Origin of the sequence: Modestobacter sp. Leaf380 (genome assembly GCF_001424485.1) — a bacterium.
Taxonomy (GTDB): Bacteria; Actinomycetota; Actinomycetes; order Mycobacteriales; family Geodermatophilaceae; genus Klenkia.
Genome location: NZ_LMQC01000012.1, coordinates 227345 through 249922, shown reverse-complemented (window position 1 = coordinate 249922; position 22578 = coordinate 227345). Strand labels below are relative to the sequence as shown.

Sequence of the window (22578 nt, the reverse complement as noted above, 5' to 3'; positions counted from 1 at the left end):
CGCTCCATCCTCGCTCAGCGGGCCCGGCGGCCCCGCCGTGCCTGCAGGTAGTCCGACACCACGTACTCCCCGAGCCGGTCGCTGTCGGGCATGAAGACCCGCCCGCCCGCGCGGGCGGTGATGTCGTGCACGAAGTGCACCAGGGCCGGCTCGGGGTCCAGTGCGAAGACGTTCATGGTCGCCCCCGACCGGGCCACCCGCTCCACCTCGGCGACGGTCTTGGCGATCGTCTGCGGCATCGGCGGCCAGCAGAAGAACGGCGTCCCGTCGGCCTCCAGGTGCGCGGTCGGTTCGCCGTCGGTGACCACCAGGACCACCGGCTCGGCGTCGTGGTGCCGGGCCAGGAACCGCCGGGCCAGCATCAGCCCGTGCTGCAGGTTGGTGCCCTGCAGGGTGTCCACGCTCAGCTCGGCCAGGGTCTCGGGACGGAGCACCTGCGCGGTCGAGGAGAACCCGATGATCTCGATGGCGTCCTGCGGGAAGCGGGTGGTCACCAGGGAGTGCAGGGCCATCGCGGTGGACTTCGCCGCGCCCCACGTGCCGCGCAGCGCCATCGAGTAGGACAGGTCGACCAGCAGCGCGACCGCGGCCCCGGTGCGGCGCTCGGTCTCGACCACCTCGAAGTCCTCGACACCGATCCGCACCGCCCGCTGGTCCTCGGGCCGGGGCGTGCCGGCGGTCCGCAGCACGGCGTTGCGGACGGTCTTGACCACGTCGAGGGGCTGCTCGTCGCCGAACCGCCACTCCCGGGAGGCGCCGGTCAGCTCGCCGTTGGCCCCGGCGTCAGCCACGTCGTGGTCGCCCCGGCCGGAGGCGTCCAGCTGGGCGAACACCCGGCGCAGCGCCGTGGCGCCCAGCCGGCGGACCGCCTTGGGGGAGAGCTCCAGCTTCCCCTCGGTGCGGGTCAGGTGGCCCTGCCGCTCCAGCTCGCGCTCCATCTGGCGCAGTGCGGCCAGGTCGTCGACGGCGGGCCGGCCCAGCGCCTGCTCCAGCAGCTCCTCGTCGACGTCGGCCAGGCTGGCGCCGGCATAGCCCTGGGAGAGCTGGTTGCTCAGTGCCTCGAGGTCGGCCAGCTCGGCCACCGCGGTGGTCGCGTCGCCCATCCCCAGACCCTGCTCGCCGTCGGGGACCTGCCCGCGCTGGCCCCACGGCAGGTCCGGGCGGGCCTGGCGCAGCGCGTCGTTCAGGTGGGCCATCTCGCTGGCCAGGCCCATGTCCTGCATGGCCTGGCCCATCAGGTCGCCCAGCTCGGCGCGCTGCTCGGGCGAGAGCCCGGCCATCATCCGCTCCTGCGCGGCCGCCCGGCGGGCCAGGGAGTCGACCAGCTCGTCGACGGTCTGCGGGTCGTCGGGGAAGAACTGCCCGTGCTTCCCCATGAAGTCCGCGAACTGCTGGTCGGTGTCCTCGCCGCGGTTGTGCGCGTCCAGGAGCGTCGACAGGTCCGCGACCATGTCCTTGACGGCGGCGGTGCCGTCCTCGCCCGCGGCGTTCATCTGCTGCAGGGCGGACTTCATGTGCTGGAACTGGCTGTCCAGCACCTCCTTCTGCAGCAGCTCCTGGATCTGCCGGTAGGCCTCGCCGGCCTCCGGCGAGCGCCACTGCTTGTCCTTGAGCGCCCGGACGGCGCCGGCGGTGTCCTCGGGCAGCGCGTCCAGCTCGGCCTCGGCCAGCCGGGCGGCGTCGTCCGGGTCGGGGAACAGCTCCCGCCGCTCGGCCTCCAGGGCGCGGTCCAGCAGCTCGCGGACCTCCTCCAGCGTCCCGTCCATCCGGCCGGCCTGCCTGGCCTGCCTCAACCGGTCGCGCACGGACCGGCGCAGGTCGTCCAGTCCCCGGCGGCCGTCCAGCCCCCGGCGCAGCAGGTCGCGCATCGCCTCGCGGACGCTGCTGCCGGCCAGCACCTGGTCGCCGATCTCGTCCACGGCGCTGCCCAGGTCGTAGGGCGGCGCCAGCGGGTCCGGCCCGCCGCGCCAGCGGCCGTACCGGTACCCGCGCGGCCCGCGTGCTCGTCCGCCGGTCATCTCAGGACCCGTAGACCGTGCGGTTGCCGTCGGTGTCCTTGGCCAGCCGGCGGGTCAGCCACAGGCCCTCGAGGGCGAACTCGACGGCGGCTGCGGCCTGCTCTGCGGACTCCTCGCCCTCGGGGACGCCGAGGCGGCCCAGCAGCTGGGCCAGGTTCGGGACGGTGCCCACCTGGCCCATCAGCTCCGGTGCGGACACCAGGTCGCCGGACTCGACGACCTCCCCGCCGGTGAAGTGCTCCTGCAGACCGGTGAGGTCCAGCCCGCCGCAACGGGCCCGGAAGGTCTGCGCGGTGGCCTGCCGGAGCAGGTGCTCGAGCACCTCGAGCTCGCGCTCGTCCTCCGGGTCGCTGCTGGCGTCGGCGAACTCGACCTTCCCGCGGCTGGCCGGGACGACGCAGGGCAGGTCGACGACCCGGGCGACCGGGCGGGTCTCCCCGGCGACGGCGGCCCGCCGGACGGCGGAGGCCGCGATGGTCTCCAGCCCGGCGATGGCGAACCGGGCGCTGACGCCCGAGCGCTGGTCGACCTGGCTGGACTCCCGGACGAGCCGGGTGAACCGGGCCATGATCTCCACCAGGTGCTCGGGCACCAGCGGGGCGTCCAGCCCGGTGCCGGCCAGCCCCCAGGAGGTCTGCGCCTCCTGGTGCAGCAGCCGGATCTCGTCGGCCAGCTCGATCGGGTAGTGGGTGCGCACCTCGGCGCCGAAGCGGTCCTTGAGCGGGGTGATGATCCGCCCGCGGTTGGTGTAGTCCTCGGGGTTGGCGCTGGCGACCAGCAGCAGGTCCAGGGGCAGCCGGACCCGGTAGCCCCGGATCTGGATGTCGCGCTCCTCCAGCACGTTGAGCAGCGCGACCTGGATGCGCTCGGCCAGGTCGGGGAGCTCGTTGATGCTGAACACGCCGCGGTTGGTGCGCGGCACGAGCCCGTAGTGCACGGTCTCCGGGTCGCCCAGGGTGCGGCCCTCGGCGACCTTGATCGGGTCGACGTCGCCGATCAGGTCGCCGACGCTGGTGTCCGGGGTGGCCAGCTTCTCCCCGAAGCGGTCGCTGCGGTGCAGCCAGCCGACCGGGGTGGCGTCGCCGTGCTCGGCGACCTGGCGGGTGCCCCACACGCTGATCGGGGCCAGCGGGTGCTCGTTGAGCTCGCTGCCGACCAGCACCGGGGTCCACTCGTCGAGCAGCCCGACCAGGGTGCGGATGAGGCGGGTCTTGCCCTGCCCGCGCTCACCGAGCAGGACCAGGTCGTGGCCGGCGATCAGGGCGCGCTCGACCTCGGGGACGACCGTGTCCTCGAACCCGACGATGCCGGGGAGGGAGGGCTCGCCGGCGGCGAGCCGGGCGAGCAGGTTGGCGCGGATCTCGGCCTTGACGCCGACGGGGGTGGCCCCGGTGGCGCGGAGCTCCCCGAGAGTGGTGGGGGCAGGGGCGTCGTGCAGTGCGGCTGGGGAGTGCGAGGCGGCGTCCACCTCGTCCACGGTACGACGGGGGTGTGACATCCGGGAGGCCTCGCCGGCGGCGGTCCCTGTCAGGATCGGGGCGTGACCGAACCCGCGGTACCCCTGGTGTCCGGCGCCGACGTGGAGTCCGCGGCGCAGCTGCTGGCCGGCGTCGTCCGGCGCACTCCGCTCGAGCACTCCCGGGCGCTGGCCGAACGTGTCGGCGGACCGGTGTGGCTCAAGTGCGAGAACCTGCAGCGCACCGGTTCCTTCAAGATCCGTGGCGCTTACACCCGGATCGCCCGGCTCACCGACGCCGAGCGGGCCACCGGGGTCGTGGCTGCCAGCGCCGGCAACCACGCCCAGGGGGTCGCCCTGGCGGCCCGCGAGCTGGGCGCCCAGGCCACGGTCTTCATGCCCGAGACGGCGCCGCTGCCCAAGCTGGCCGCCACCCGCGGCTACGGCGCGACCGTGCACCAGCTCGGCGACTCGCTCACCGAGCCGCTGGCGGCCGCGATCGCCCACGCCCGGGAGACCGGGTCGGTCCTCATCCACCCCTTCGACCACCCCGACGTCATCGCGGGGCAGGGCACGGTCGGCCTCGAGGTGCTCGAGCAGTGCCCGGACGTCGCCACCGTCGTCGTCTGCACCGGTGGGGGTGGGCTGGTGTCGGGCATCGCGGCCGCGGTGAAGGCCCGCCGGCCCGACGTGCGGGTGGTCGCCGTCCAGGCCGCGGCGGCGGCCGCCTTCCCGGCGTCGCTGGCGGCGGGTCGACCGGTGCCGCTGGCGGCGATGACCACGATGGCCGACGGCATCGCGGTGGCGGCCCCCGGCGACCTGACGCTCGCGCACGTCGCCGGCCTGGTCGACGCGGTCGTGACGGTCACGGAGGACCAGCTGTCCCGGGCGCTGCTGTTCTGCCTGGAGCGGGCCAAGCTGGTCGTGGAGCCCGCCGGGGTCGCCGCGGTGGCCGCGGTGCTCGCCGACCCCTCGGCCTTCCGGGCGCCCGTCGTGGCCGTCGTGTCCGGCGGGAACATCGACCCGGTGCTGATGCTCAAGGTGGTCCAGCACGGCATGGCCGCGGCCGACCGCTACATGTCGCTGCGGGTCCGGGTCCCCGACCGGCCGGGGTCGTTGGCCGCGCTGCTGCGCGAGCTGGCGTCGGTGTCGGCCAACGTGCTCTCCGTCGAGCACGAGCGGACGACGGCGCGGCTGGACCTGGGTGAGGTGGAGATCGCGGTGGTCCTGGAGACCCGGGGCCCCGACCACGCGCGGGAGGTCCTGGCGGTGCTCCACCGGGCGGGCTACCCGGTCACCGGGGGCGAGCCGATGAGTTCCCCGGTCGCGGACGGTCTCCCCAGCTGAGAGCCGCCCTCCCGGGCGGTCCGGGAGGAGACGGTCGTGCTGGAGCAGTTCTGTCGGACCCCTCGCCTACGGTGCGCGCCATGAGCAGAGGTGGCAGCCAGGACGCGGTGGTCGTCGAGGGCCTGGTCAAGCGGTTCGGGGGGAACACGGCGCTCGACGGCGTCGACCTCGCGGTGCCCGAGGGCACCGTGCTGGGCCTGCTGGGGCCCAACGGCGCCGGGAAGACCACGGTGGTGCGGATCCTGTCGACCCTGCTGCAGGCCGACGGCGGGCGGGCCACGGTGGCCGGGCTCGACGTGGCCACGCAGGCCGACCAGGTCCGCGGCGTCATCGGCCTCACCGGCCAGTACGCCGCGGTCGACGAGTACCTGACCGGGGTGGAGAACCTGGAGATGGTCGGCCGGCTCTACCGGCTGGGCAAGAAGGAGGCCCGCTCGCGGGCGGTGGACCTGCTGGACCGCTTCGACCTCAGCGACGCCGCGCGCCGCCCGGCCAAGACGTACTCCGGCGGGATGCGCCGGCGGCTGGACATCGCCGCCTCGCTGATCGCCCGGCCGCGGGTGCTCTTCCTCGACGAGCCGACCACCGGGCTGGACCCGCGCAGCCGGCTGGGCATGTGGGAGTTCATCGCCGACCTGGTCAGCGACGGCACGACCATCCTGCTCACCACCCAGTACCTGGAGGAGGCCGACCGGCTCGCCGACGCGATGGTGGTCATCGACCGGGGCCGGGTCATCGCCCGGGGCACCGCCGACGAGCTCAAGGCCCAGGTCGGCGGGGAGCGGCTCGAGCTCACCGTCGGGTCGGTCCCCGAGCTGGCCCGGGCCACGGAGGAACTGCGGTCCCTCGCGCTGGACGAGCCCCGCAGCGACGAGCAGACCCGCCGGCTGACCCTCCCGGTCAGCGGGGGAGCGGCCACCCTGGCCGAGGCGCTGCGCCGGCTGGAGCAGGCCGGGGTCACCCTGCTCGACGTCGGGCTGCGACGCCCCGACCTCGACGACGTCTTCCTCACCCTCACCGGCCGTCCCGCCGAGGACGCCGCGCCCTCCGGCGACGGTGCGTCCACCCCCGCCCGCACCGAGGAGACCGTCCGATGAGCGCGTTGACGAACACCGTCTCCGACAGCCTGGTCATCACCCGGCGCAACCTGATCAAGGTCAAGCGGGTGCCCGACCTGATCGTCTTCGCGACCCTGTCGCCGATCATGTTCGTGCTGCTGTTCCGCTACGTCTTCGGCGGCGCGATCAACCTGCCCGACGGCATCACCTACGCGGAGTTCCTGCTGCCCGGCATCTTCGCCCAGACGGTCGTCTTCGGCTCCACGACCACCGGTGCCAGCATCGCCGAGGACCTGCAGAAGGGCCTCATCGACCGGTTCCGCTCGCTGCCGATGTCCCGCTCGGCGGTGCTGATCGGCCGCACCGTCGCCGACCTGGGTCTCAACGCGATCTCCATCGTGGTCATGGCGCTGACCGGGCTGCTCGTCGGCTGGCGGATCAACAGCTCGGTGCCCGAGGCGATCGGCGGGTTCCTCATCCTGCTGGTCTTCGCCTTCGCGGTGAGCTGGATGATGGCGCTGGTCGGGCTGCTGGTCCGCACCCCCGAGGTGGTCAACAACGCCAGCTTCATCGTGATCTTCCCGCTGACGTTCGTGGCCAACACCTTCGTGCCGCTGGAGAGCTTCCCCTCGGTGCTGCGCACCTTCGCCGAGTGGAACCCGGTCTCCACCGTCGTGCAGGCGGCGCGCAACCTGTTCGGCAACCAGCCCGACAGCGTGCCGGTGGCCGACGCCTGGTCGCTGCAGAACCCGGTGCTCTACACGCTGATCTGGGCGGCGGTGATCCTCGCGGTCTTCGTGCCGCTGGCGGTCCGGGCGTACCTGGGCACCGCCAAGCGCTGAGGCCGGCCCGGCGGCCGACGCCGGACGCCGACACTGCGGCCGGGGCGGACGCGGGGAGAGGATGGACGGTGATGAGCACCGACCCGTCCTCCACCGCGTCCACCCCGCCGCTGCTGTCCGCGGACAACCCGCTGGCCGAGCCCTCGACGCTGCCCTTCGGCCTGCCGCCCTTCGCCGACACCACCCTCGAGCACTGCCGGGAGGCGCTGCTGTCCGGGATGGCCGAGCAGCGGGTCGAGGTCGACGCGATCACCGCGGCCCCGGGTCCGGCGACCTTCGCCGACACCGTGGTGGCCCTGGAGCGCTCGGGGGAGCTGCTGCACCGGGCGCAGGTGCTCTTCTACGCCCTGGCGTCGTCGAACTCCTCCGAGCGGCTGCGTGAGATCGAACGCGAGATCGCCCCGCTGGCCGCCGCGCACGCCGACGCGCTCCGGCTCGACCCGGCGCTGTTCGCCCGCATCGACGAGGTGCACACGGCCGTGCAGGCCGGGGAGCACGGCCTGGACGAGGAGTCGGTGCGGCTGGTCGAGCGGTACCACCTGGACTTCGTGCTGGCCGGCGCCCAGCTCGACGAGGCCGGCCGGGACGAGCTGCGGGCGCTGAACCTGCGGCTGTCGGAGCTGTCGACCGCGTTCGGGCAGAACCTGGTGGTGGCCACCGAGGCCGCCGCCGTCCTGGTCACCGACCGGGCCGAGCTCGCCGGCCTCAGCGACGCCGAGGTCGAGGCCGCCGCCGGTGCGGCCACCGAGCGCGGCCACGCCGAGGGGTGGCTGATCACGCTGGTGCTGCCCAGCGGCCAGCCGGTGCTGGCCAAGCTGCACGACCGGGGCCTGCGCCGCCGGGTGCACGAGGCATCGGTGGGCCGGGCCTCCTCCGGCGAGCAGGACAACGGCCCGGTCGCCGCCGAGATCGCGCACCTGCGCGCCGTCCGGGCCCGGCTGCTGGGCTTCCCCACCCACGCCGACCTGGTGGCCGCCGACCAGACCGCGAAGACCTCGGCGGCCGTCGACGAGCTGCTGGCCACCCTGGTGCCACCCTCGGTGGCCAACGCCCGGGCCGAGGGCGAGGTGCTCGCCGAGCTGGCCGCGGCCGACGGCGTCGAGCTGGCCGCCTGGGACTGGGCGTACTACTCCGAGCGGGTCCGGTCCCAGCGCTACGCCGTCGACAGCGCGGCCCTGCGCCCCTGGTTCGAACTCGACCGGGTGCTCGTCGACGGCGTCTTCCACGCCGCCCGGCTGCTCTACGGCTACACCTTCACCCCGCGCAGCGACCTGGCCGGCTACCACCCCGACGTCCGCGTCTGGGAGGTCACCGACGCCGCCGGTGAGCCGGTGGGGCTGTACCTGGGCGACTGGTTCGCCCGGGACGGCAAGCGCGGTGGGGCCTGGATGAGCTCGTTCGTCTCCCAGTCGCGGCTGCTGGAGACCCGGCCGGTGGTCTTCAACGTCCTCAACGTCACCCGGGCCGCGGGCGGTGCGCCCACGCTGCTGACCCTGGACGAGGTGACCACGCTCTTCCACGAGTTCGGCCACGTGCTGCACGGGCTGTCCTCCGCGGTCACCTACCCGCGGTTCTCCGGCACCAGCGTGCCCCGGGACTTCGTCGAGTTCCCCAGCCAGGTCAACGAGATGTGGGCGCTGTGGCCCGAGGTGCTGGCCCACTACGCCAAGCACACCGAGACCGGGGAGCCGCTGGGCGCCGACGTCGTCGCGGCCATCGAGGCGGCCGCGCTGTGGGGCGAGGGCCACGGCACCCTGGAGTACCTGGCCGCCACCCTGCTGGACCAGGCCTGGCACCGGATCGGCCCGGACACCGTGGTCGAGGACCCCATCGCCTTCGAGACCGCCGCCCTCGAGGCCGCCGGGGTGGCCTCGGACCTGGTGCCGCCGCGCTACCGGACGACGTACTTCCAGCACGTCTTCGCCGGGGGCTACGCGGCCGGCTACTACTCCTACATCTGGTCCGAGGTGCTCGACGCGGACACCGTGGAGTGGTTCAAGGCCAACGGCGGTCTCACCCGGGCCAACGGCGACGCCTTCCGCGGGAAGCTGCTGTCCCGTGGCGGGGCGGTGGATCCGCTGGGTGCCTTTCGCGACGTCGTCGGCCGGGACGCCGACACCGGGCCGCTGCTGCGCCGTCGGGGTCTGACCGCCCCCGCCTGACTGCCCGCGACCGGGGGCTCAGCGCCGCCGCCCACGACCTCTCGTCGCGGGCGGGGGCTGCTGGTCGGCCATCAACCCGGCGACGAGGTCCACGTCGTCGGGTGCGGTGCCCTCGACGACGAGCCGGTTGGGCTGGCGGTGGCCGCACGCCGTGCACAGGTGCACCACCTGCCAGCCCTTGCCCGACTTCTCCACCAGGCCGACCGGCTGCATGAGCTGCCGGCAGTCCGACGCGCGGTCGCCGGGCTTGTCGTCCACGTGGAGCGACCACAGGCAGAACGGGCAGTGGTTGCGGTAGTGCCCGTCGGTGTTGGCCGGGACCAGCACCTGGCAGTGGCCGCAGACGAAGTCGGTGTTCTCCGCCCGCCGGGAGCGACCCCGGGGGGCGGAGGACACCGGTCCGCCGTCGAGGGCGGTGTCGTGCTCGGTCACGCGACTCAGGGGACGAACGGCTCGACCGCGAGGACCTTCACCGAGATGTCCTTGCCGTTGGGTGCCTGGTACGTGACGGTGCTGCCGGGGGCCGCGCCCATGATCGCGGTGCCCAGCGCGGACTCGGGGGAGTAGACCGAGACGCCGGTGGTGCCGGCGATCTCCCGGGACCCGAGCAGGAACTTCTCGGTGTCGTCCTCGTCGCCGTCGAAGGCGATGGTGATGACGGTGCCCAGCGCGGCGTTGGTCGCCGTCTTGGGGGCGTCCCCGACGCGGGCCTTGCGCAGCAGGTCGGTCAGCTGGCGGATCCGGCCCTCCTGCTTGCCCTGCTCGTCCTTGGCGGCGTGGTAGCCGCCGTTCTCCTTGAGGTCGCCCTCCTCGCGGCGGGCGTTGATCTCCGCGGACATGGCCGGCCGGCCGGCCACCAGTGCGTCCAGCTCGCCCTTGAGGCGGTCGTGGGCCTCCTGGGTCAGCCAGACGCCCTGGTCCTGCTCGTCAGTGGTCGACACGATGTGACGGCTCCTGTGACTCGAAGAGCCGCCCCCCGATCGGGAGGCGGCTGCGTGATCGTCCAACCTAACACCGGACCGCATCGTCTCGCAGACCCGCCGGGGAGGGCCCCGGGCGGCGCTGTGGCCGGGGTCGCCGCCGTCCGCGCGCGGCTGGTGGGACGATGGACCCGTGACCCAACCGGACCAGCTGCGACTGCTCGCGGTGCACGCCCACCCCGACGACGAGTCGAGCAAGGGCGCCGCGACCATGGCCAAGTACGTCGCCGAGGGCGTGGACGTCCTCGTGGCCACCTGCACCGGCGGTGAGCGGGGGTCGGTGCTCAACCCCCGAATGGACCGCCCCGAGGTGTGGGAGCGGCTCCCGCAGATCCGCGCGGAGGAGATGGCCGCCGCCCGCGAGGTGCTGGGCGTGCGCCAGGAGTGGCTCGGCTTCGTCGACTCCGGCCTCCCCGAGGGCGACCCGCTGCCCCCGCTGCCCGAGGGCTGCTTCGCCCTCGTCCCGGTCGAGGAGGCCGCGGCCCCGCTGGTCGCGCTGATCCGCCGGTTCAAGCCCCAGGTCGTGACGACGTACGACGAGCGCGGCGGCTACCCGCACCCCGACCACATCAAGACCCACGACATCTCGGTGCACGCCTTCGAGGCAGCCGGCGACCCGGACCGGTACCCCGAGCTGGGGGAGCCCTGGCAGCCCAGCAAGCTCTACTACCAGATGAGCTTCACGCTGCCCCGGACGACGGCGATCCACGAGGCCCTGCTGGCCCGCGGGCTGGAGTCGCCCTACGCCGAGATGCTGGCGAACTGGGACCCGGCGAAGGACATCTCGCACCGGGTCACCACCCGCGTGCCGTGCGGGGAGTACTTCGACGTCCGGGACCGGGCGCTCATCGCGCACGCGACCCAGATCGACCCCGACGGCCGCTGGTTCTCCACCCCGATGGACCTGCAGCGCGAGGTCTGGCCGACCGAGGACTACGAGCTGGCCCGGTCACTGGTCGACAGCCCCACCCCCGAGGACGACCTGTTCGCCGGGATCCGCAGCGAGGTGGGCGTCCGATGACCACCGCCGGTCTGCTGGTCACCGCCGCCCAGGAGCAGCTGCCCGAGGACGTCGGCAAGTCCGGCCCCTTCGGCCTGCTGCTGGTCCTGCTGCTGCTGGTCGCGATCCTGCTGCTGGGCCGCTCCATGGGCAAGCACCTCAAGCGGCTCCCGCGCAGCTTCGACGCCCAGGACGCCCCGGTCGTCGTCCCCGACGACGCCTCGGAGCTGTTCGAGCAGCGACGTCCGGGCGAGGACCTGCTGGACACGTTGCGCCAGGCGCCGCTGGCCATCGAGGCGCCGCGCGCCGACCCCGACGAGGGGTCCGCCACCACCCGCTGAGCGGGCCGCCACGGCGTGGCCCATGATCACGCCGTGGCACACCCCGAGCACAGGGAACGCACAGCCGACCGTCCCATCCACCCCCCGGGCTTCGGGCGGTTCGGCACGCGGGTCCTCGAGCTGGCCGAGAACGTCGTGTACGCCGGGATCGCGCTGTTCCTGGTGGTCACCGCGCTGGTCCTGCTGGTGCTGGCCGGGAAGACCACCTACGGCCTGCTGGGGGACTTCTCGCAGGCCCCGGTGCTGGAGCTGCTCGACGTCCTGCTGCTGGTCTTCATCGTCGTCGAGCTGCTGTTCGCCGTCCGGACGACGGTGGAGAAGCGCGAGCTGATCGCCGAGCCGTTCCTGCTGGTCGGCATCCTCGCCTCGATCAAGGAGATCGTCGTGCTGTCGGTCGAGGCGGCCAGCAAGGTCGGCACCGACGGCTTCACCGACCGGATCGTGGAGATCGCGGTGCTCGGGGTCCTGGTGCTCCTGCTCGGGGTGACCAGCCTGCTGCTGCGGCGCAAGGAGCGGGAGCCCGACGAGGGCGAGAACGCACCGCCGGACCCGGAGCGCCCCGCCGCCTGACCGTTCGCCCTCGCGTGTTCGCCGTGGGCGGAGCGACCTCGTCCCCCGGGTGGTGATTACGGGATTACAGTGATGCACGTCGGACCTGAGGAGGACCCCGTGCACCCCCACCACCGTTTCCCCCCTGACCCCTTCCGTCGCGGACCCGGCGGCCCCGGCGGCCGAGGCGGGCCCTTCGGCGGCCGTGGCCCCGGCCGCGGCCGGGGCGCAGACGCGCCCCCGCCGCTGGACCGCGCCGAGGTCGCCGGCTGGCTGGCCGGCCGGCTGCCCGACGACTGGTTCGCCGGACCCGTCGAGCTGCAGGTCGACCGCGACGAGATCACCGTCGTCGGCACCGTGCCGACCCCCGACGCCGGCGAGGGCGACCCCGCAGCCGCCGCGGCCGGCCGGATCGCCCGCTTCCGCGAGCAGACCCGCGAGCAGCGCATGGCGATCGCGGACGCCGCCCAGGCCCGGTACGGCCGCGCCGTCGCCTGGGGCGCCGCCTGTGGTGACACCCGGGAGCTGTTCACCACGCTGTCGGTGCCGGTGATGACCCGGCTCCGCCAGCCCGAGCGCCAGGTGCTCGACACCCTCGTCGACGCCGGGGTCGCCCGGTCGCGGTCCGAGGCGCTGGCCTGGTCGGTGAAGCTGGTCGGCGAGCACGTCGAGGACTGGCTCACCGAGCTGCGCACCGCCATGGAGAGCGTCGAGGAGGTCCGCGGCCGCGGTCCCTCGGTGGGCTGAGCCGGGCCGGCGGTGCCAGGGTGGTCGGCGTGACCGACCCCCTGGCACTGCTGCGCCGGGCCTACGGCGACCTCGCCGGGCTCCTCGCCGGGCTGCCCGAGCACGACGCCTGGACCCCGAGCGGGTGCAGCGGCTGGACGCTGCTGGACCTCACCCAGCACCTGGTGTACGACGCCCAGCGCGGCCTCGTCGCCCTGTCCACCCCGGAGCCGGGGCCGCCGGACACCGACGCCGTCGGGTACTGGCGCGCCTGGCAGCCCGCACCCGGGGACGACGGGGTCTGGCGCACCCTGGTCGTGGCCAGCGCGGCCGAGGGCTTCGCCGACCTGGTCGGCACCTACACCGCCACCACCCGGGCCGTGCTCGTCGCGGCCGACCGGGTCGACCCCACGGACCTGGTGGGCACCCAGGGGCACGTGCTCACCGTCGCCGACCTGCTCTCCAGCCTCACCGTGGAGACCGCCGTGCACCACCTGGACGCGGTCCACCGCCTGGACCGGGAGGGGCCCGCCTCCGGCCCGCTGGCCGAGGTCCGCCGGGTGCTCGAGGGCCTGCACGGGGGACCGCTGCCCACCGACTGGGACGACGTCACGGCCGCACTGCGGGCCACCGGCCGGGCTCCGCTGACCGCGGGCGACCGGGCTGCCCTGGGGCCCGCCGCGGAGCGTCTCCCGCTCTTCGGCTGACCGTCTGCACACCAGGGACACTGGGCTGGTGAGCACCCCTGAGAGCACCGACGTCCTGGTCGTGGGAGCGGGCCCCGCAGGCTCGGCGGCCGCTGCCTGGGCGGCCCGCGCCGGCCACGACGTGGTGCTCGCCGACGCCGCCGTCTTCCCCCGGGACAAGACCTGCGGGGACGGCCTCACCCCCCGCGCCATCGCCGAGCTCGACCACCTGGGACTGGGTGACTGGGTGCGGTCGCACGGCCGCAACCGGGGGCTGCGGGCGGCGGGCTTCGGCCAGGAGCTGCTGCTGCCCTGGCCCGGCGGGTCGCTGCCCGACCACGGCGGCGCGGTGCCGCGCACCGAGCTCGACGCCCGGATCCGGCAGGTCGCCCTGGACGACGGCGCCACCGGGCTGGAGGGTGCCCGCGCCGTCGACGTCACCCGGGACGGCGACCGGGTCGCCGCCGTGGACTTCACCCGCGAGGACGGCTCCACCACCACCGTGCGCTGCCGGAAGCTGGTCGTCGCCGACGGGGTGCGCTCCCCGCTGGGTCGGGTGCTGGGCCGGGAGTGGCACCGGGAGACCGCCTACGGCGTGGCCGCCCGCGGCTACGTGACCAGCGGCCGCAGCGACGACGAGTGGATCTCCAGCCACCTCGAGCTGCGCGGCACCGAGGGTGAGCTGCTGTCGGGTTACGGCTGGGTCTTCCCGCTGTCCGACGGCGAGGTCAACATCGGCGTCGGGACGCTGGCCACCGCCAAGCGGCCGGCGGGGGTGCAGCTCAAGCCGCTGCTGGACTTCTACGCGCAGGCCCGCCGGGAGGAGTGGGAGCTGACCGGCCCGGTGCGGGCCAAGGCCTCGGCACTGCTGCCGATGGGCGGCGCCGTCTCCGGGGTGGCCGGGCGGAACTGGGCGCTGGTCGGGGACGCGGCGGGGTGCGTGAACCCGCTCAACGGCGAGGGCATCGACTACGGGATGGAGACCGGCCGGACGCTGGCCGGCATGCTCGCCGAGGACGACTGGTCGCTGGCGTGGCCGGCGACGCTGCGGGCCCAGTACGGCGAGGCGTTCTCCATCGCCCGCCGGCTGGCCGGGCTGCTGACCGTGCCGCGGCTGCTGCCCGCGGCCGGGCCGGTCGGCATGCGGTCGCGGGCGCTGATGACCGTCGCGCTGCGGGTGATGGGCAACCTGGTCACCGAGTCCGACCGGGACGTCGTGGCCCGGGCCTGGCGGCTGGCCGGCCGGCTCTCCGTCCGGCTGGACGACCGCCCGCCGTTCCCGGCGGCGGACCTCCGCACCGCCTGACCAGGTGGCCCCGGCGCGCCGGGTGTCGCCCTGTCCGCGCTAGTGCGGATCGCGCAGTAGTGTGCGGTCCACGCGACGAGGACCGGGAGGTCGGCGGATGGACACCACGCAACTGCTCAAGGGGGTGCTGGACCTCGCGGTCCTGGCCGTCCTGGACGGCGAGGACGGGTACGGCTACGACGTCGTCCGCCGACTGCGCGCCGGGGGACTGGACGACGTCGGCGACGCCTCGGTCTACGGCACCCTGCGCCGGCTCTACGCCGCCGGGCACCTGACCTCCTACGTGGTGCCCTCCGTCGAGGGGCCGCACCGCAAGTACTACGGCCTCAACCCCTCCGGGCGGGCCCAGCTGGAGAGCTCGACCAAGACGTGGTCGGGCTTCGCGGACACGATGGCCGCGCTCCTGGCGCGCCCGACGGAGGTGGCGGCATGAGCACGGCAGCGACGCAGCAGGTGACGGGCGACCCCGAGGTCGCCGCCTACGCCCGGCAGGTCCGGGAGGCCCTGGCCGACGTCCCCCCGGCCCGGCTGGAGGAGCTGCTGGAGGACCTGGAGGAGCACCTCGTCGAGGTGGCCGCCGAGACCCCGGGGCCGCTGAGCGACCGGCTCGGGCCGGCCGCGGAGTACGCCGACGAGCTGCGCCGGGCCGCCGGACTGCCCGAGGTCGCCACCGAGGTGGCCGAGCAGGAGCACTCGGGGTGGCGGGGTGACCTGCGCCGGTACCGGGAGCAGTACGGCGACCACCCGGCCGTCCTGGCGGTGCGCGGCTTCCTCCCCGAGCTGCGACCGGCCTGGTGGGTGGCGCGGGCGTGGGCGGCCGTCGCGGCGGTCGAGTACCTGTTCGTCGGCTCCGTGGGCCTCCCGTTGCCCACCCTGGGCCTGGGGGTGGTGGGCTGGGCCCTCACCGTCGCCGCGGTGGTCTGGTCGGTGCGGCTGGGTCTGCGGGCCCGGGCGGCCGCGGGACCGCTGAGCCACCGGGCCGCGTTCGCCGACCTCGCTCTGGCGGTGTGCGCGCTCATCGCGGTGATCGGCCTGAGCGACCGCTCGGGCGACGTCTTCTACCCCGACAGCGTCAGCTACGACAGCGGCCCGACCCCACTGACCCACGAGGACGGCACCCCGATCACCAACATCGTCCCGTACGGCCCGGACGGCGAGCCGCTCACCGGCGTCCTGCTCTACGACCAGGACGGGCGGCCGATCACCAACCTCTCGCCCTACGGTGCCGACGGCTCCGAGGTGACCCAGCTGCCCTCCGCGCTGCCGGACAACGCCTTCCCGCAGGAGCAGACGGTGGTGACCTGGGACGAGTACGGCACCCCCGTGACCGCGCAGCCGACGGCACCGACCGTCCCGTCGGCCGCCGTCCCCAGTGCTGCCCCGACCGGGTCGGTCGTCGTCCCCACCCCTGCCATCCCCACCCCTGCCATCCCCACCCCTGCCATCCCCACCCCTGCCATCCCCACCTCTGCAGAGCCCACCCCCGGCGAGGCCAGCACCGTCGAGCCGACCCCGGTGGTCCCCGCCCCCTGAGCGACACCCTCCGCGCCGGGCACCGGCCCGGCGCGGAGGGGCAGGACGGTCAGACGAACGGCGAGTTGAAGATCGCGAAGTACACGGCGATGTAGTGGCAGGCCGCCGCCACGATCGTCATGGCGTGGAAGACCTCGTGGTAGCCGAAGACGCCGGGCCACGGGTTGGGCTTCTTGATCGCGTAGGCGACCGCACCGATCGTGTACAGCACCCCGCCGGCGGCCAGCAGCACCATCGCGGTCACCCCGGCCAGCGCCAGGATGTCGGTGAGCACGAAGACCGCCACCCAGCCCAGCGCGACGTAGATCGGCACACCCAGCCAGCGCGGTGCGGTGGGCCAGGCCATCTTCAGCGCCACGCCGCCCAGCGCCCCGCCCCAGACGACGGCCAGGATCACCCAGTTCGTCGGAGCCGGGACGGCGAGGGCGGCGAACGGCGTGTACGTGCCGGCGATGAACACGAAGATCATCGAGTGGTCGAGCCGCTTCATCAGCTTCCAGCCGCGCGGCGACCAGCGCCGGCGGTGGTAGGCGGCGCTGATCCCGAACAGCCCCAGGATGGTGAGGCAGTAGATGCTCACCGGCAGCCCGGCGCGCACCCCGCCGTGCGTCCACGCCAGCGGGATCAGCACCGCCCCGGCGACGATCGACCCGAAGGCCGCGAACAGGTGCAGCCAGCCACGCAGCCGCGGCCGGGTGTCGGGGTGGTCGAAGTCGGCGTCGCCGTACTCGGCGTCGGCCCACTCGCCGTCGCGGAGGACGGCGTCGACCTGCTCGCCCTCCGCGACGACGGCGGTGGCGGCCTGTCCGGGGGGCGCCTGGACCTCGGAGCCGTCGGAGGCCACCCGCACGGTCTCCGCGGGGTCGTGCACTGCGCTCATGGTCCGAGGTTAGGGCGCGGTCGCCCCCCGTCGCACCCCACCCGGCTGTGAGGTCTCGGGGGACGGTGCCCCTGCGTCGACCGGGGCCCTCCCGGTCTGCGCAGCGGAGTCCTAGGGTGGCTCTCCGTGGGGGCCCGCGAGCAGGTGCGCACGGCGCTGACGTCGTTGTACGAGCGTCGACTGGTCCGTCGCCTGGACCGGGCCGCCGCCCCGCACCACGTCGGCGTGATCGTCGACGGCAACCGCCGCTGGGCCCGGGCGATCGGGCTGGAGGACGTCAACGACGGCCACCGCCGCGGGGCGGACAAGATCGCGGACTTCCTGGGCTGGTGCGACGAGACCGGCGTCGGCGTCGTCACCCTGTTCCTGCTGTCCACCGACAACCTGACCCGGCCCGAACCCGAGCTCACCCCGCTGCTGCGGATCATCGAGGGCGTGGCCTGCGACCTGTCCGGACCGGACCGGCGCTGGCAGCTCAACGCCGTCGGGGCGCTGGGCCTGCTGCCCGCGGAGACCGCCGCGGTGCTCAAGCAGGCCGAGGAGGACAGCCGTGGCCGGGCGGGCGCCACGGTCAACCTGGCGGTCGGCTACGGCGGCCGGCGCGAGATCGCCGACGCCGTCCGGTCGCTGCTGGCCGAGCACGCCGAGCGCGGGACGACGCTGGACGAGCTGGTCGAGGACCTGGACGTCGAGCACATCGCCGAGCACCTCTACACCCGCGGGCAGCCCGACCCCGACCTGGTGATCCGGACCAGCGGGGAGCAGCGGCTGTCGGGCTTCCTGCTGTGGCAGACGGCGCACTCGGAGTTCTACTTCACCGACGTCTACTGGCCCGAGTTCCGCCGGGTCGACTTCCTGCGCGCGCTGCGGGACTACGCGGCCCGTCAGCGCCGCTTCGGCGGCTGACCGCGCGGGTGTGAGACTGGGTGCCATGACAGCCGGCGCGGTCGACCTGCCCCTGGAGTACGTGAAGCTGGGGCTGCGGTTCGACCGCCTGGAGGAGGGGTTCGTCGACGCCTACACCGGCGACCGGCGGCTCCGGGCCCAGGTGCTCGACGAGCCGGCCCCCACCCCGCGCGGGGTGCGCGACCAGGCCCGGGGGCTGCTCCGTGAGCTGGACGCGACCGACCTGGCCGCCGACCGCGTCGAGCACCTGCGCGGCCAGCTCACCGCGCTGGAGTGCACCGCCCGGGTGATGGCGGGGGAGCCGGTCACCTACCGGGAGGAGGTCCGCTCCTACTTCCAGGTCGACGTCGACCTCGGGGACCCCGCCGACTACGCCGCCGCGCACGCCGAGCTGGAGGACCTGCTGCCGGGCACCGGCACGCTGGCCGAGCGGTACGCCCAGCACCGCCGCCGGGAGGAGTGCCCGCCCGAGCGCCTGGAGGCCGCGGTGCACGCGCTGTCCAGCGCGCTGCGCGACCGGGTGCGCGGGCAGTACGGCCTGCCCGAGGCCGAGACCGTGCAGTACGAGGTGGTCACCGACAAGCCCTGGTCGGGCTTCAACTACTACGAGGGCGGCTACCGCTCGCGGGTGGCGATCAACGCCGACCTCCCGCACCGGCTGGGTCAGCTGCCGCACCTGGTCGCGCACGAGGCCTACCCCGGCCACCACACCGAGCACTGCCGCAAGGAGCGCGGGCTGGTCGAGCGCGACCGGCACCTCGAGCACACCGTCTTCCTGGTCAACACCCCCGAGTGCCTGATGGCCGAGGGCCTGGCCGACCTGGGCCTGGAGGCAGCGGTCGGGCCGGGGTGGGGCCCATGGGCCCAGGAGGTCCTGGCCGACCTCGGGCTGCGACTGGACGGTGGGCTCTCCGAGCGGGTGTCGGCTGCGGCGGCCCCGCTCAACCGGGTCCGTCAGGACGCCGCGGTGATGCTGCACGACCGAGGCGCCCCCACCGAGGACGTCGTCGCGCACCTGCAGCGGTGGTCGCTGGTCAGCCGCGACCGGGCCGCCCAGCAGCTGCGGTTCCTCACCCACCCGCTGTGGCGGGCCTACATCACCACCTACGTCGAGGGCTACGACCTGCTCGCCGGCTGGTTGGCCGCCCGTCCGGCGGGGCAGTCGGCGGCCGACCGGTTCCTCCGGCTGCTGGACGAGCCGCTCACCCCGGCCCGGGTCACCGCCGAGCTCGCCGGATGAGGCGCACCGCGCGCGAGCGCCGGGTGCTCGGGCTGTGGTCGGCCGCCTGCCTGGCGCTGTTCCTGGTGCTCGGCCTGCTGTGGGTCGGCGACCTGTCGCTGCAGTGGCCGGTGCTGGTGGTGCCCGTGGTGTGGGCGCTGGTGGCCGCCCGGCCGCGACGCGCGGAACCCGCTCGACCCGACTGAGCCGCCGGGTCCATCATCTGGCCCGTGATCCACGCCCGCGGGTTGTCCCGCACGTTCGCAGCCAAGAAGCGCGGCAAGGCCTCCACCGAGGTGCGCGCCGTCGATGGGGTCGACCTGGACGTCGAGGCCGGCGAGATCGTCGGCTTCCTGGGCCCCAACGGGGCCGGCAAGACCACCACCATGCGGATGCTCACCACCCTGCTGGCCCCGACCGCGGGCACCGCCACCGTGGCCGGCTGCGACCTGCTCCGCGACCCGGTCGGTGTCCGGCGGCGGATCGGCTACGTCTCCCAGGCCGGCTCGACCGCGCCGGAGAACCGCGCGGGGGAGGAGCTGGTCTCCCACGCCCGGCTGTACGGGGTCAGCACCGCCGACGCCACCGCCCGCGGCCAGCAGCTCTTCGCCGAACTGGACCTGGACGGGCTGTGGGAACGCCAGCCCAAGGCCATGTCCGGCGGCCAGCGCCGCCGGCTGGACATCGCGATGGGCCTGGTGCACGTGCCCGGCCTGGTGTTCCTGGACGAGCCCACCACCGGCCTGGACCCGCAGGCCCGGGCCAACCTGTGGGGCCACATCGAGGGGCTCCGCAGGGACCGGGGGACGACGGTCTTCCTGACCACCCACTACCTGGACGAGGCCGATGCGCTCTGCGACCGGGTGCTGGTCATCGACAAGGGCGTCATCGTCGCCTCGGGCACCCCGGACGCGCTGAAGAGCTCCGTGGGCGGTGACCTGCTGACGGTCACCGCCACGCACGCCGACCGGGCCGGGGACGTCGCCGGCCGGATGGCCGCGCTGCCCGGCGCGGAGGCCGCCCAGGTCACCGGGGACCGGGTCACCTGCCGGGTCCCCGCCGGCGGCGCCGCCCTGGTCACCCTGCTGCGCGACCTGGACGCCGCCGGGATCGAGGTCGCCGGCGTGGAGAGCCGCCGTCCCAGCCTGGACGACGTCTTCCTGACCGTCACCGGCCGCTCGCTGCGCGACGGCGAGCAGACCACCGCTCAGACCACCGCGCAGACCGCGCCCGCCGAGGAGACCGCCCGATGAGCACCCTGGTCCGCGACACAGGGACCGTCTACACCCGGGCCCTGCGCACCTCGCTGCGCAACCCGGCCTGGCTGGTCATCAGCCTCATGCAGCCGGTGCTCTACATCGTGCTCTTCGGCCCGCTGCTGGAGCCGATCGCCGGGCAGCTGGGCGGCGCGAACGCCTACCAGGTCTTCGTGCCCGGGATCCTGGTCCAGCTGGGCCTGTTCGGCACCGCGTTCGTCGGGTTCAGCCTGATCGCCGAGTACCGGGCCGGGGTCATCGAGAGCCAGCGGGTCAGTCCCGCGCCCCGGGCCGCGCTGCTGCTGGGCCGGGTGCTGCGCGACGTGCTGGTCCTCGCCGTCCAGGGTGTCGTGCTGGTGCTCGTCGCCGTCCCGTTCGGGCTGGACGCCTCGGTCGGTGGGGTGGCCCTGACGATCGTGCTGGTGGCCGTCCTCGGCGGGTCGCTGGCCGCGGTGTCCTACGCGCTGGCCCTCACGCTGAAGAGCGAGGACGCCTTCGCCCCGCTGCTGAACGTGGTGCTCTTCCCGGTGCTGCTGCTGTCGGGGATCCTGCTGCCGATGACGCTGGCCCCGGGGTGGCTGCAGACGGTGTCGGACCTGGTGCCCTTCAAGCACATCGTGGACGGCGCCCGGGCGCTGTTCGCCGGCGACTTCGGCGCCCCCGACGTCGGCTGGGGCGTGCTGTTCACCGTCCTGCTGGCCGGGTTGGGCGCCTGGTACGGGACCTCGCAGTTCCGCAAGGAGTCCGGCTGAGGCCGCGACACGCCGGTCGGCGTAGGGCCGGAAGTCACCTGCCGGACACCTCACGGGCCTAGCGTCCGAGGTGTCCGGGGAGCCCGCCTCGCCGGACACGGGAGGCCCGGTTGGTGCGATGCGAGCTGTCGACCAGGGGGGCCGGACCACGGCCTCTGCGCCGGGGCCCGGCCACCTTCGAGCAGGGGTGCGCCAGCACCCCACCGGGAGTCGATCCGTGAGTTCTCGCCGCACGTACGTCCTCGACACCTCCGTCCTGCTCTCCGACCCGGGCGCCCTGCTGCGCTTCGAGGAGCACGACGTCGTCGTCCCCCTGGTCGTCATCGGGGAACTGGAGGAGAAGCGGCACCACCCGGAGCTGGGCTGGTTCGCCCGCCAGACGCTCCGCCTGCTCGACGACCTGCGGGTGCAGCACGGGCGGCTGGACGCGCCGATCCCGGTGGGTGACACCGGCGGGACGCTGCACGTCGAGCTGAACCACTCCGACGCCTCGGTGCTGCCGGCCGGGTTCCGCAACGACAGCAACGACAGCCGCATCATGGTGGTCGCGCTCAACCTGCGGGCCGAGGGCCGCGACGTCTGCCTGGTCACCAAGGACGTGCCGCTGCGGGTGAAGGCCGCGGCGGTGGGCCTGGACACCGACGAGTACCGCGCGCTGGGGGCCGTGGACGCCGGCTGGACCGGGATGGCGGAGGTCTCCCTCAGCGACGACGAGATCGCGGCGCTCTTCGACGGCGGCACCCTCTTCCTGCCCGCCGCGGCCGAGCTGCCCACCCACACCGGGCTGGTGCTGCTGTCCTCCCGCGGGTCGGCGCTGGGCCGGGTCACCGCGGACAAGCACGTGAAGCTCGTCCGCGGGGACCGGGAGGCCTTCGGGCTGCACGGGCGCTCGGCGGAGCAGCGGATCGCGCTGGACCTGCTGCTGGACCCCGAGGTCGGCATCGTGTCGATGGGCGGCCGGGCCGGGACCGGCAAGTCCGCGCTGGCGCTGTGCGCGGGCCTGGAGTCGGTCATGGAGCGGCGGGCGCACAAGAAGGTGGTCATCTTCCGGCCGCTGTACGCCGTCGGCGGGCAGGACCTGGGCTACCTGCCCGGCTCCGAGGGCGAGAAGATGGCGCCCTGGGCCCAGGCGGTCTTCGACACCCTGGGGGCGCTGGTCTCCGGCGAGGTGGTCACCGAGATCCTCGCCCGCGGGCTGATCGAGGTGCTGCCGCTGACCCACATCCGCGGCCGCTCGCTGCACGACTCCTTCGTCATCGTCGACGAGGCACAGTCCCTGGAGCGCGGCGTGCTGCTCACCGTGCTGTCCCGGCTGGGCACCAACTCCCGCGTCGTGCTCACCCACGACGTCGCCCAGCGGGACAACCTGCGGGTCGGCCGGCACGACGGCGTCACCGCGGTCATCGAGGCGCTCAAGGGCCACCCGCTGTTCGCACACGTGACGCTGACCCGGTCCGAGCGGTCGCCGATCGCGGCGCTGGTGACCGAGATGCTGGAGGACCTGCCGGTCTGAGCGCACCGACGGCCGGGGTCCGCGGGTGCGGGTCCCGGCCGTCGTGCG

At 74.3% G+C, this 22578-nt stretch carries 23 protein-coding genes; 18 read left to right on the top strand and 5 right to left on the bottom strand.

Going from position 1 to position 22578, the window contains the following annotated elements; translation table 11 throughout:
• Positions 1-14: 14 nt before the first annotated feature.
• Both ASG41_RS09230 and ASG41_RS09225 read right to left on the bottom strand, forming a co-directional pair.
• Complete coding sequence (locus ASG41_RS09230; protein ID WP_056292972.1) at positions 15-2018, bottom strand: VWA domain-containing protein; 2004 nt, start codon at positions 2016-2018, stop codon at positions 15-17.
• Between the two features lies 1 nt (position 2019).
• Positions 2020-3486 carry a sigma 54-interacting transcriptional regulator gene (locus ASG41_RS09225; RefSeq protein ID WP_056294695.1) on the bottom strand — a complete coding sequence of 489 codons (1467 nt, stop codon included), beginning with the start codon at positions 3484-3486 and terminating at the stop codon, positions 2020-2022.
• Positions 3487-3558: 72 nt separating this feature from the next.
• On the opposite strand from ASG41_RS09225, the gene ilvA reads away from it, so the two are divergent.
• The 4 genes from ilvA (at position 3559) to ASG41_RS09205 (ending at position 8883) form a co-directional block, all read left to right on the top strand.
• The gene (gene ilvA / locus ASG41_RS09220; RefSeq protein ID WP_056292969.1) at positions 3559-4821 is read left to right on the top strand and encodes a threonine ammonia-lyase; all 1263 of its coding nucleotides are present in this window, start codon (positions 3559-3561) and stop codon (positions 4819-4821) included.
• An 80-nt stretch (positions 4822-4901) separates the two neighbouring features.
• Positions 4902-5918: an ATP-binding cassette domain-containing protein gene (locus tag ASG41_RS09215; RefSeq protein ID WP_056294692.1), complete on the top strand. Its 1017-nt coding sequence runs from the start codon at positions 4902-4904 to the stop codon at positions 5916-5918.
• Positions 5915-6721: an ABC transporter permease gene (locus ASG41_RS09210; RefSeq protein ID WP_056292965.1), complete on the top strand. Its 807-nt coding sequence runs from the start codon at positions 5915-5917 to the stop codon at positions 6719-6721. Before ASG41_RS09215 ends, ASG41_RS09210 begins: the two co-directional genes overlap by 4 nt.
• A gap of 71 nt (positions 6722-6792) precedes the next feature.
• Positions 6793-8883, top strand: coding sequence for a M3 family metallopeptidase (locus ASG41_RS09205; RefSeq protein ID WP_056294688.1), 2091 nt, complete (start codon positions 6793-6795; stop codon positions 8881-8883).
• A gap of 18 nt (positions 8884-8901) precedes the next feature.
• Here ASG41_RS09205 and ASG41_RS09200 read toward each other — a convergent pair whose 3' ends face one another.
• Positions 8902-9315: an RNHCP domain-containing protein gene (locus ASG41_RS09200; protein WP_082556739.1), complete on the bottom strand. Its 414-nt coding sequence runs from the start codon at positions 9313-9315 to the stop codon at positions 8902-8904.
• A 5-nt stretch (positions 9316-9320) separates the two neighbouring features.
• On the bottom strand, positions 9321-9824 hold the full coding sequence (greA, locus tag ASG41_RS09195) for a transcription elongation factor GreA (protein WP_056292954.1): 504 nt from the start codon (positions 9822-9824) through the stop codon (positions 9321-9323).
• A 172-nt stretch (positions 9825-9996) separates the two neighbouring features.
• On the opposite strand from greA, the gene mca reads away from it, so the two are divergent.
• From mca to ASG41_RS25245, 8 genes are all read left to right on the top strand, one after another.
• A complete protein-coding gene (gene mca / locus ASG41_RS09190; RefSeq protein ID WP_056292952.1) occupies positions 9997-10884 on the top strand; it encodes a mycothiol conjugate amidase Mca in 888 nt (295 codons plus the stop codon).
• Positions 10881-11204, top strand: coding sequence for a hypothetical protein (locus ASG41_RS09185; RefSeq protein WP_056292942.1), 324 nt, complete (start codon positions 10881-10883; stop codon positions 11202-11204). Before mca ends, ASG41_RS09185 begins: the two co-directional genes overlap by 4 nt.
• A gap of 33 nt (positions 11205-11237) precedes the next feature.
• On the top strand, positions 11238-11774 hold the full coding sequence (locus tag ASG41_RS09180) for a phosphate-starvation-inducible PsiE family protein (RefSeq protein ID WP_082556737.1): 537 nt from the start codon (positions 11238-11240) through the stop codon (positions 11772-11774).
• A 99-nt stretch (positions 11775-11873) separates the two neighbouring features.
• Entirely contained in the window at positions 11874-12500 is a 627-nt protein-coding gene (locus ASG41_RS09175) for a hypothetical protein (protein ID WP_056292940.1), read from the top strand.
• Positions 12501-12529: 29 nt separating this feature from the next.
• On the top strand, positions 12530-13186 hold the full coding sequence (locus tag ASG41_RS09170) for a maleylpyruvate isomerase N-terminal domain-containing protein (RefSeq protein WP_200938804.1): 657 nt from the start codon (positions 12530-12532) through the stop codon (positions 13184-13186).
• Positions 13187-13214: 28 nt separating this feature from the next.
• Complete coding sequence (locus ASG41_RS09165) at positions 13215-14471, top strand: geranylgeranyl reductase family protein (RefSeq protein ID WP_056292936.1); 1257 nt, start codon at positions 13215-13217, stop codon at positions 14469-14471.
• Between the two features lie 97 nt (positions 14472-14568).
• Positions 14569-14904 (top strand): PadR family transcriptional regulator, encoded by a 336-nt coding sequence (locus ASG41_RS09160; protein ID WP_056292934.1) that lies wholly within the window; start codon positions 14569-14571, stop codon positions 14902-14904.
• Positions 14901-16004, top strand: a complete 1104-nt coding sequence (locus ASG41_RS25245) for a hypothetical protein (RefSeq protein WP_056292932.1) — start codon at positions 14901-14903, stop codon at positions 16002-16004. Before ASG41_RS09160 ends, ASG41_RS25245 begins: the two co-directional genes overlap by 4 nt.
• A 49-nt stretch (positions 16005-16053) precedes the next feature.
• Here ASG41_RS25245 and ASG41_RS09150 read toward each other — a convergent pair whose 3' ends face one another.
• Positions 16054-16884 (bottom strand): hemolysin III family protein, encoded by an 831-nt coding sequence (locus ASG41_RS09150; RefSeq protein WP_082556736.1) that lies wholly within the window; start codon positions 16882-16884, stop codon positions 16054-16056.
• 126 nt (positions 16885-17010) lie between these two features.
• Between ASG41_RS09150 and ASG41_RS09145 the strand changes: the two genes are divergently transcribed.
• The 6 genes from ASG41_RS09145 to ASG41_RS09120 all read left to right on the top strand — a co-directional run bounded on the left by ASG41_RS09145 (position 17011) and on the right by ASG41_RS09120 (position 22530).
• Positions 17011-17790, top strand: coding sequence for an isoprenyl transferase (locus ASG41_RS09145; protein ID WP_056292929.1), 780 nt, complete (start codon positions 17011-17013; stop codon positions 17788-17790).
• 25 nt (positions 17791-17815) lie between these two features.
• The gene (locus tag ASG41_RS09140) at positions 17816-19030 is read left to right on the top strand and encodes a hypothetical protein (RefSeq protein WP_056292928.1); all 1215 of its coding nucleotides are present in this window, start codon (positions 17816-17818) and stop codon (positions 19028-19030) included.
• The gene (locus ASG41_RS09135; RefSeq protein ID WP_056292923.1) at positions 19027-19215 is read left to right on the top strand and encodes a hypothetical protein; all 189 of its coding nucleotides are present in this window, start codon (positions 19027-19029) and stop codon (positions 19213-19215) included. The genes ASG41_RS09140 and ASG41_RS09135 overlap by 4 nt, the downstream gene beginning before the upstream one ends.
• A gap of 24 nt (positions 19216-19239) precedes the next feature.
• On the top strand, positions 19240-20262 hold the full coding sequence (locus ASG41_RS09130; protein ID WP_056292921.1) for an ATP-binding cassette domain-containing protein: 1023 nt from the start codon (positions 19240-19242) through the stop codon (positions 20260-20262).
• On the top strand, positions 20259-21017 hold the full coding sequence (locus ASG41_RS09125) for an ABC transporter permease (protein WP_056292920.1): 759 nt from the start codon (positions 20259-20261) through the stop codon (positions 21015-21017). The genes ASG41_RS09130 and ASG41_RS09125 overlap by 4 nt, the downstream gene beginning before the upstream one ends.
• A 217-nt stretch (positions 21018-21234) precedes the next feature.
• Positions 21235-22530, top strand: coding sequence for a PhoH family protein (locus ASG41_RS09120; protein ID WP_056292914.1), 1296 nt, complete (start codon positions 21235-21237; stop codon positions 22528-22530).
• Positions 22531-22578 lie beyond the last annotated feature (48 nt).

Coding starts and splice junctions, on each gene's coding strand:
- ASG41_RS09135 (WP_056292923.1), top strand. CDS start 19,027: ATGAGGCGCACCGCGCGCGAGCGCCGGGTGCTCGGGCTGTGGTCGGCC.
- ASG41_RS09210 (WP_056292965.1), top strand. CDS start 5,915: ATGAGCGCGTTGACGAACACCGTCTCCGACAGCCTGGTCATCACCCGG.
- ASG41_RS09230 (WP_056292972.1), bottom strand. CDS start 2,018: ATGACCGGCGGACGAGCACGCGGGCCGCGCGGGTACCGGTACGGCCGC.
- ASG41_RS09140 (WP_056292928.1), top strand. CDS start 17,816: ATGACAGCCGGCGCGGTCGACCTGCCCCTGGAGTACGTGAAGCTGGGG.
- ASG41_RS09160 (WP_056292934.1), top strand. CDS start 14,569: ATGGACACCACGCAACTGCTCAAGGGGGTGCTGGACCTCGCGGTCCTG.
- ASG41_RS09185 (WP_056292942.1), top strand. CDS start 10,881: ATGACCACCGCCGGTCTGCTGGTCACCGCCGCCCAGGAGCAGCTGCCC.
- ASG41_RS09215 (WP_056294692.1), top strand. CDS start 4,902: ATGAGCAGAGGTGGCAGCCAGGACGCGGTGGTCGTCGAGGGCCTGGTC.
- ASG41_RS09150 (WP_082556736.1), bottom strand. CDS start 16,884: ATGAGCGCAGTGCACGACCCCGCGGAGACCGTGCGGGTGGCCTCCGAC.
- ASG41_RS09125 (WP_056292920.1), top strand. CDS start 20,259: ATGAGCACCCTGGTCCGCGACACAGGGACCGTCTACACCCGGGCCCTG.
- ASG41_RS09205 (WP_056294688.1), top strand. CDS start 6,793: ATGAGCACCGACCCGTCCTCCACCGCGTCCACCCCGCCGCTGCTGTCC.
- ASG41_RS25245 (WP_056292932.1), top strand. CDS start 14,901: ATGAGCACGGCAGCGACGCAGCAGGTGACGGGCGACCCCGAGGTCGCC.